Raw genomic sequence first — 8,595 nt, forward strand, 5'->3', positions numbered from 1 at the left:
CTTATTTCAGATATTTATCAAGCCATCCGAAGAACTCACGTTGCCAAAGGATGCTGTTTTGTGGTTTCAACACAAAGTGGCTCTCTTCTGGAAAATACAGCAAACGACTTGGTACGTCGTTCAGCTGAGCAGCGTTAAATGCCTGCAATGATTCCGTGTATGGAATACGGAAGTCTTTTCCACCTGTAATGATCATAATTGGGGTATCCCAGTTCTGAACAAACTTATGTGGAGAATTTTCGTAAGAGCGCTGTGCCACTTTATTATCTTTATCCCAAAACGCACCACCGATGTCGTCATTCGGGAAAAAAGTCTCTTCTGCGGCTGCATAAAAACTTTCGAAATTAAACATTCCGCAATGTGAAATAAATGCACTGAAGCGGCCTTCGTGATGCCCGGCAAGGTAAAACACCGAATATCCGCCATAACTAGCACCAACAGCACCCAATCGGTCTTCATCAATAAAAGGCTCTTTTTTAACTGCGTCAATGGCAGAAAAATAGTCATCAATGTTTTGTCCACTATAATCCCCAGAAATCTGGCGATTCCATTCCTGTCCGAAAGTTGGCAATCCACGGCGGTTAGGAGCCACAATAATATAATCGTTGGCTGCCATCATTTGGAAATTCCAGCGATAAGAGAAAAAGTGGCTAACTGCACTTTGTGGACCACCCTGGCAATATAACAATGCAGGATACGATTTTGTGTCATCAAAATTTGGCGGATAAATAACCCATACAAGCATTTTTTTGCCGTCAGTGGTTTCTATCCATCGCTCTTCTGATTTGCCCATAGTAATATGGTCATAAATATGCTTGTTTACATGCGTAAGCTTGGTTTCTTCACCACTTGCCTCATCAACCACGAACAATTCGCTGGCCATACTGTGTTTCATTTTCATGCCCAACATTTTATCACCGTTCAATGCAAACGACTGATAATTGTGATGTCCGTCTGTGATTTGGGTAACCTCGCGGGTCTGCACATCCATTTTGTACAGTTGATAAGTTGCATGAATACCGCTTACAAAGTAAATTTCAGTATCATCTTCTGACCAGGTTAATCCTGAGGCATTCTCCTCAAAATTTTCAGTGAGGTATTGGCGTTTTTGGGTTTCAGCATCATACACAAACAACCTGTTTTTATCTGACTCATAACCCGGTGTCTCCATAGATTCATAAGCGATATAACGTCCATCGTGTGAGTAAACCGGGTATTTATCATAACCCTTATTTTCTTTGGTTATGTTATCGGTTTCACCACTTTGCAAATTGTACAAATAGATATCAGAATTTGTAGAAACGGCGTAGGCTTTACCAGTAAGTTTTTTGCATGTATAGGCTATAGTATTGCCATCGGGCGACCATGTAATCTGCGCATTGTCGAACCAGGGTGAAAGTGGTGAATCCCATGGTTCATCTTTCATAATGTCTTTTCCGTCCTTTATCAGTCCATCACCTGTTGACGCATAAAAAATGTGGCTGAACTTATCATCGTTCCAGTGGTTCCAGTGGCGGTACATTAAATCATCGGCTGCAATGGCATTTGCTTTTGGTAGGTCCGGATATTTATCTTCAAGATCCTTTACAACTTTAACATCTTTTGTGTATAAAATTTTGCTGCCATCAGGGCTGTATTCAAAGCTATTTATGCCGCCCTTAATATTTGTTACTTTTTTGGCGTCAGCTCCACTCACAGATGCTTTGTACACCTGGGCACTTCCCTCATGAGTGCTGATGAATGCAAATTGCTCATTATTGAGCCAGCGCTGATTAAACTGTGAACCTCCAAGTTCCAGTACTTTTTCAGCCTCACCTCCACTAAAAGGAATCATGAAAACTTCTGTCTTGCTTTCATTGGTTGGGGCATCGTATACGGTAAGCCCAAAAATAACTTTTTCACCATCGGGTGAAAGCTGTGGATCGCTTAAGCGGCGGAATTTCCACAAAATTTCAGGTGTCATTACACCACCATCCTTTTCAGCCTGTGTTAACTCAATATTGAATTCCGGCTGTGGAGTATTTTCTGTTGCTGTTTTACCAGCATCTTGATTGCATGACCATGAAAAGGCAAAAAGTGCAATCATAAAACTTATCAGGATTCTCATAGTATTGTTATTTAGTTAAGATTGATTATTGGCGTTGTTTATTGTACTTCTCACTCAAGCGCGATAAGGCATTGTAGGCCAAATCAAAATCAGGATTTATCTTTAAGCACATTTCATAACTGGCCATAGCCTTTTTTTCCTGGCCCATAGCTTCGTGGCATTGCCCGATTCTGTAAAATGCCCGGTAATCTTCAGGGTAATTTTCAATTACTCTCTGATAGTAATAAACAGCACTATCAGGATTGGCCCTGTAATTTTCCAAAATATAGCCTAAATTAAAAAGAAAGTGCTGGTGTGTGCTATCGACCGTATTTAAGCCTTTTTTATAAGTTTCAATGGCTTTTTCATACTGCTTATTTTCCTGATAGTACATACCCAGGTTATATACTGCTTCAGGATTATCGGGTTGCACGCGCATGGCATTCATGTAATGATCAATGGCTACGTCTTTACCTAAACGTGCATTAATAAGCCCAAGCATTATATGTGCATCGTAGTAATTTGGGTCATATTTTAAAGCATTGTACAAATCTTCAATTGCCCTTTCGGCATCTCCCATCTCCTGAAAGATCATACTACTTAAAAGGTATAACCTTGGATTTTCGGGTTCTACCCTTGAAGCCTTGATTAAATAGGTCCGGGCTTCTTTATACTGCTCCACAGCCATATAAATATTTGCTAACCGAACCATAGCTTCCACATTTTCGGGAAATTTCTTATGCATTTTCTCCAGTAAATTCTTCGCAATGCCCGACTCACCTCTCCTTAGCTCCCATTCTGCCAAATCAAGGTAATAATTTAGTTCGTCCGGGTTCAATTTCAAGGCAATCTCCATATCATTAATGGCGTTTTTTACATCGCCATTCATTAAATGGTAGTTTGCCCGCTGATAAAACAGTGTGTCTTCCATGGGGGTTTCCCTAATAACTTTTGATAAACTGTCAATTTTTTGCTTTACACTATCACGTGCGGCGACTTCCTTTTGTTTTGAATCAGGTTGTTTTTGGCCATCATTCCCCGCACAATTCCATAAAAGCGCCAATGTGGTTAGTATGATTAATAAATTTTTAAACCCCATAATTCTATTCCTTAACAATTAATTACAAAAAAGCCGGATAGAGGCTCAGGGCGTCATCCGGCTGTTCTATCTCAGTTTGATTATTCTTCCGGATTGTTGAGTTTGTCAATTATTTTCTGTTGCAGCTCATCAGCAAGCTCCGGATTATCTATCACAACCTGCTTAACAGATTCACGACCCTGGCCTAACTTTGTTTCGCCATAGCTAAACCACGAGCCGGCTTTCTTAATAATTCCATAATCCACACCTAAATCAATTATTTCACCTGATTTAGAGATCCCTTCGCCATACATAATATCAAACTCGGCCTTGCGAAATGGTGGAGCAACTTTGTTTTTCACAATCTTTGTACGTGTGCGGCTACCCACAATTTCATCACCATCTTTTATGGTGCTTATTTTTCGTATATCGACACGAACTGACGAATAAAACTTAAGCGCATTACCGCCTGTGGTAGTTTCCGGGTTGCCAAACATTACGCCGATCTTCTCACGCAGCTGATTAATAAAAACACATGTGGTATGTGTTTTACTAATATTTGCTGTAAGCTTTCTAAGGGCCTGTGACATTAACCTTGCCTGCAACCCCATTTTAGAATCGCCCATTTCGCCTTCAATTTCGGCTTTTGGTGTTAAGGCTGCCACAGAGTCCACTACTAAAATATCTATGGCTCCGGAACGTATCAGGCTGTCGGCAATTTCCAGTGACTGCTCGCCATTATCGGGCTGAGAAATGTAAAGATTTTCTATATCTACACCCAATTTTTCGGCATAGAAACGGTCAAAAGCATGTTCAGCGTCAATAAATGCTGCTATACCACCGGCTTTTTGTGCTTCAGCAATGGCGTGTATGGCCAGGGTAGTTTTACCCGAAGATTCGGGTCCATATATTTCGACAACCCTGCCACGAGGGAAGCCCCCCACACCCAGCGCATAATCAAGGCTTATTGAGCCAGTTGAAATGGAGGGAATATCTTCAATAGCACTATCCCCCATTTTCATGATAGTTCCTTTACCATAACTCTTTTCTATTTTGTCTAATGTGGCCTGCAAAGCCTTTTTCTTCTCTGCGCTTACATCAGCGCTTTTTTGTGCTTTGGTCATGTTATTTTATTTTTTCCAATATTTGATTGGTATGATCTTTTGTTTTTACACGTTTAAAAACATGTTGAATAATGCCGTCTTCATCTATAACAAAAGTAGTACGGAGCAAACCCATTGATTTTTTTCCGTACATATTTTTCTCTCCCCATACGCCATATTTATTTATTACTTCCTTTTCGGGATCGGCAATCAGGTGAAAAGAGAGATTGTATTTGGCAATAAATTTTTGGTGCGATTCAATATTATCAGGACTCACCCCAACCACTTCAAACCCTTTATCAGTAAGCTCGCTGTAATTATCATTTAAATTACAAGCTTCAGCAGTACATCCGGGTGTATTGTCTTTTGGATAAAAATAGAGAATGAGTTTTTTACCTTTAAAGTCGCTTAAAGAGATCGGTTCTCCGTCTTGGTTTTTTGCCTGAAATCCAGGAGCTTTATCACCAGCCTTTAACGTAATCATAGTATTTGTTTTTAACAGGTTAAATTTAATAAAATAAAAAGATGTATCCTGAAAGAGACAGCAGAAATCAAATAATTGTTCATAAAAAAGGCCGCCAAAGGCAGCCTTTATGTTTTCGTAAATTAATCATTAAACTTCCCAGGTATCACCTGTACGCATAAGGTCATCCATGTTTTTAATTTTAGATTGCTTTTGCACTTCAGAAATTTGCTGATCGAGGCGCTCTTCATATGTTGCATCCGGAACAGCCCTGATCACGCCCAGTGCTACCGGAAAATCAGGATATCGCATATTGGCAAGCATAAGATGCATACCAGGATTGGCTTCATGGGCATCATGTGTCAATATATCTTCAATGGTATAGCCATCTTTGCCTATAGTGACAACTTTCAGTTTAAGACCATCACGAACCAAACCTTTGTCTTTTTCTTTACCAAAGATCATTTTTTCACCGTGCTTAAGCAAAATTGTACGGTCATCACGCACATCCCGACTCACAATATCCTTGTGAATGGCATCATTGAAAATGACACAATTTTGCAGAATCTCTACCACTGAGGTCCCCTTGAAGCGTGCTGCCTGTTCAAAAATCTCAGTTGTTACCTTAACCTGGTTATCGATAGCACGGGCAAAGAAATGTCCTTGTGCACCAATAACTAATTCTCCAGGATGGAAAGGATTTTCAACGGTTCCAAAAGGTGATGTTTTAGATTTGGCTCCAAGTTGAGATGTTGGAGAATATTGTCCTTTTGTTAATCCATAAATTTCATTGTTGAATAACAACAAATTCATGTCGATATTCCGACGAATTACATGAATAAAATGGTTTCCGCCAATTGCCATAGCATCGCCGTCACCGGTAATTTGCCATACTGACAAATCAGGGTTGGCAACCTTCAGTCCGCTGGCAATGGCTGCTCCACGACCGTGAATGCCATGGAATCCATAAGTATTCATATAATAGGGAAAACGGGATGAACAACCGATACCTGAAACCACTGCGAACTTTTCGCGCGGAATACCAAGGTTCGCCATTGTTTTTTGTACAGCATTCAGAATAGCATGGTCGCCACAACCCGGGCACCAGCGTATTTCCTGATCACTTTTAAAATCTTTCGGAGTTAATTTATTTACTTCAGCCATTGCTATTTGTCCTCCAATATTTTATTAAACGCATTTTTCAATTCATCAACGGTAAAGGGAAGACCTTGTACCTTATTGTATTTTTGGTATTTGTATCCTGGTACTTTTATACTTAGATAATCGGCAAACTGCCCAAGATTCAATTCGCACACCAATAAGTTATCGAACTTTTCAAATATTTTATCCACACCTTTAGGCAATGGATAGACATAATTAAAATGCACAAAACTTAGTTTTTTACCTTCTTCCTGCAATTCAGTTACCGCAGTATGAAGATGGCCATAAGTACCGCCCCATCCAATTACCAGAAGCTCGCCCTCATCGGCACCTTCAACAGAAGGTAACGGGTAATCCTCTGCAATTTTATTAACTTTCTCCTGTCTATACTCACTCATGAGTTGGTGATTTTCGGGCACATAGGAAACGTTTCCGGTTTTATCCATTTTTTCGAGTCCTCCGACTCTGTGCTCAAAACCTTTCATACCCGGCACAGCCCATTTACGGGTAAGTGTTTCCGGGTCTCTTTCATAAGGCAGATAATCCTTTTCATTTGGTTCGACAAATGGTGCTTTAATTGCAGGAAGGGAACTCATTTCAGGCACACGCCATGGTTCAGAGCCATTAGCAAGGAAACCATCTGTTAAGAGTATCACAGGTACCATATGCTCCAACGCTATTCTACCAGCCTCAAAGGCATACTGAAAACAATTTGAAGGACTACTGGCAGCTATTACAACAGCAGGACTTTCGCCATGTCGTCCGTATATGGCCTGTAGTAAATCTGATTGCTCCGTTTTTGTGGGCAAACCTGTCGATGGTCCACCACGTTGCACATCAACAATAACAAGTGGTAGTTCTGTAATAACTGCCAACCCAACAGCTTCCGTCTTAAGGGCAAGTCCGGGTCCTGAAGTTGTTGTAACGGCAAGATTTCCGGCAAAACTAGCTCCAATAGCAGTGGTTATCCCACCAATTTCATCCTCAGCCTGGAAAGTTTTTACACCAAGATCTCTTCTTGCCGAAAGCTCGTGTAAAATTTCAGTAGCAGGAGTAATGGGATATGAACCACAGAAGAGTGGCATCTTGGCTTTTTCAGCTGCTGCAATCAACCCCCATGCTGTGGCAGTATTTCCATTGATATTGCGATAAACTCCTTTTTCAAGTTCAGCCTTTTTAACCACGTAATGTGAACTTAAGGCTTCAACTGTATTGGCATAATTATACCCTGCATGAAGCGCCAGAATATTGGCTTCAATAATTTCTGGTTTCTTGGCAAACTTTTGCTCAAAAAAGGTTTCTGTGTGGTTAAGTGGCCTGTTGAACAACCAATATGTAATACCCAGGGCAAACATATTTTTTGTTCTTTCAATCGATTTCATGTCCAGCCCTAAGTCTTTTACAGCTTCGTGTATCAAAGTTTGTATAGGAGCTTCAATCACGTTGTAATCTCCCTTTTTTAACTCAGGAAGTGGATTTTCTTCAAACCCCGCCTTTTTAAGGTTTTTTTCGGAAAAACTATCAATATTGACGATAATGGTACCGCCATTTTTAATCCATCTTTGGTTAGCTTTAAGCGCTGCAGGGTTCATTGCAACAAGTACATCGCAATAATCCCCGGGAGTGTGCACCTTCGCATTTCCAAAATGCAACTGAAATCCAGAAACACCACCAACGGTTCCTTGAGGTGCCCTGATTTCTGCCGGGTAATCAGGAAACGTCGAAACGTCGTTACCCAAAAGTGCAGTTGTGTTAGAAAATTGTGTACCGGTCATCTGCATTCCATCGCCGGAATCTCCAGAAAACCGGATAACAACCTCTTCTTTTTCAATCTTCTTTTTTGTAGTTGCCATAGCTTATTTATTTAATAAACAAAAAGCGAACCTCGTGCGTATTATAAATGCTGTGCGAGTAATCACACAGCACCATAAAAAACTTATGTACGCAAACAGATTCGACTTTTAATTGTGAATTTAACCTCATATAAGTTAAATTCTTTTTGGTTGATTGATAAACGTTTTGGTTTGTAATTTGAAAGCAAAGTTAAGGCAATCTTAAATTTCGGCAAACAAAAATTGAAGTGTTTTTAATAGTTTTGTTGCCCTAAATGTTATTTATATCAATTATAAGTAAAATTATACTATGGCATTAATAAAATCAGTCAGAGGCTTTGATCCCAAGTGGGGTTCGGGGTGTTTTTTTGCAGATAACGCCACCATCGTTGGAGATGTGGAGATGGGAAATGAGTGTACAATTTGGTTTAATACGGTTTTGCGTGGAGACGTAAATGCAATTCGCATTGGAAACAAGGTCAACATTCAGGATGGCAGTGTTTTACATACTTTATATCAAAAATCGCAGGTACACATTGGCAATAACGTTTCAGTGGGTCATAATGTAACCATTCATGGAGCAACAATTCACGATAATGTATTAATTGGCATGGGAGCAACAGTGCTCGACCATGTGGTTATTCACAGCAATACCATTATCGCAGCCAATGCTTTGGTTTTAACAGGCACTGAAGTGGAACCCAACAGTATTTATGCCGGCATACCGGCAAAAAAGGTAAAAGATATTGACCCGGAACAAACGCAGGAAATGATAGAGAAAATTGCCAATAATTACACGATGTATGCTGGTTGGTATAAAGAAGAGCAATAGGTTTAACAGAAAATTTTCAAATTGAGATACTATCTGTTTC

7 protein-coding genes are annotated in these 8,595 nt (G+C 40.1%); 1 reads left to right on the forward strand and 6 read right to left on the reverse strand.

Annotated features, from left to right (window positions below):
* Position 1: 1 nt before the first annotated feature.
* The 6 genes from VJ937_RS04995 to VJ937_RS05020 form a co-directional block, all read right to left on the reverse strand.
* Positions 2–2,107: a S9 family peptidase gene (locus tag VJ937_RS04995; protein ID WP_324065795.1), complete on the reverse strand. Its 2,106-nt coding sequence runs from the start codon at positions 2,105–2,107 to the stop codon at positions 2–4.
* Positions 2,108–2,132: 25 nt separating this feature from the next.
* Complete coding sequence (locus tag VJ937_RS05000; protein ID WP_324065796.1) at positions 2,133–3,185, reverse strand: tetratricopeptide repeat protein; 1,053 nt, start codon at positions 3,183–3,185, stop codon at positions 2,133–2,135.
* Between the two features lie 80 nt (positions 3,186–3,265).
* Entirely contained in the window at positions 3,266–4,288 is a 1,023-nt protein-coding gene (gene recA / locus VJ937_RS05005; RefSeq protein WP_324065797.1) for a recombinase RecA, read from the reverse strand.
* A 1-nt stretch (position 4,289) separates the two neighbouring features.
* Entirely contained in the window at positions 4,290–4,751 is a 462-nt protein-coding gene (bcp, locus tag VJ937_RS05010) for a thioredoxin-dependent thiol peroxidase (RefSeq protein WP_324065798.1), read from the reverse strand.
* A gap of 129 nt (positions 4,752–4,880) precedes the next feature.
* Positions 4,881–5,894 carry a 2-oxoacid:ferredoxin oxidoreductase subunit beta gene (locus VJ937_RS05015; protein WP_324065799.1) on the reverse strand — a complete coding sequence of 338 codons (1,014 nt, stop codon included), beginning with the start codon at positions 5,892–5,894 and terminating at the stop codon, positions 4,881–4,883.
* A 2-nt stretch (positions 5,895–5,896) separates the two neighbouring features.
* Entirely contained in the window at positions 5,897–7,744 is a 1,848-nt protein-coding gene (locus VJ937_RS05020) for a 2-oxoacid:acceptor oxidoreductase subunit alpha (RefSeq protein WP_324065800.1), read from the reverse strand.
* A gap of 289 nt (positions 7,745–8,033) precedes the next feature.
* Between VJ937_RS05020 and VJ937_RS05025 the strand changes: the two genes are divergently transcribed.
* On the forward strand, positions 8,034–8,555 hold the full coding sequence (locus VJ937_RS05025; protein ID WP_324065801.1) for a gamma carbonic anhydrase family protein: 522 nt from the start codon (positions 8,034–8,036) through the stop codon (positions 8,553–8,555).
* The last annotated feature ends 40 nt before the right edge of the window (positions 8,556–8,595 follow it).

The organism is Salinivirga sp. (assembly GCF_035268865.1).
Classification (GTDB): domain Bacteria; phylum Bacteroidota; class Bacteroidia; order Bacteroidales; family Salinivirgaceae; genus Salinivirga.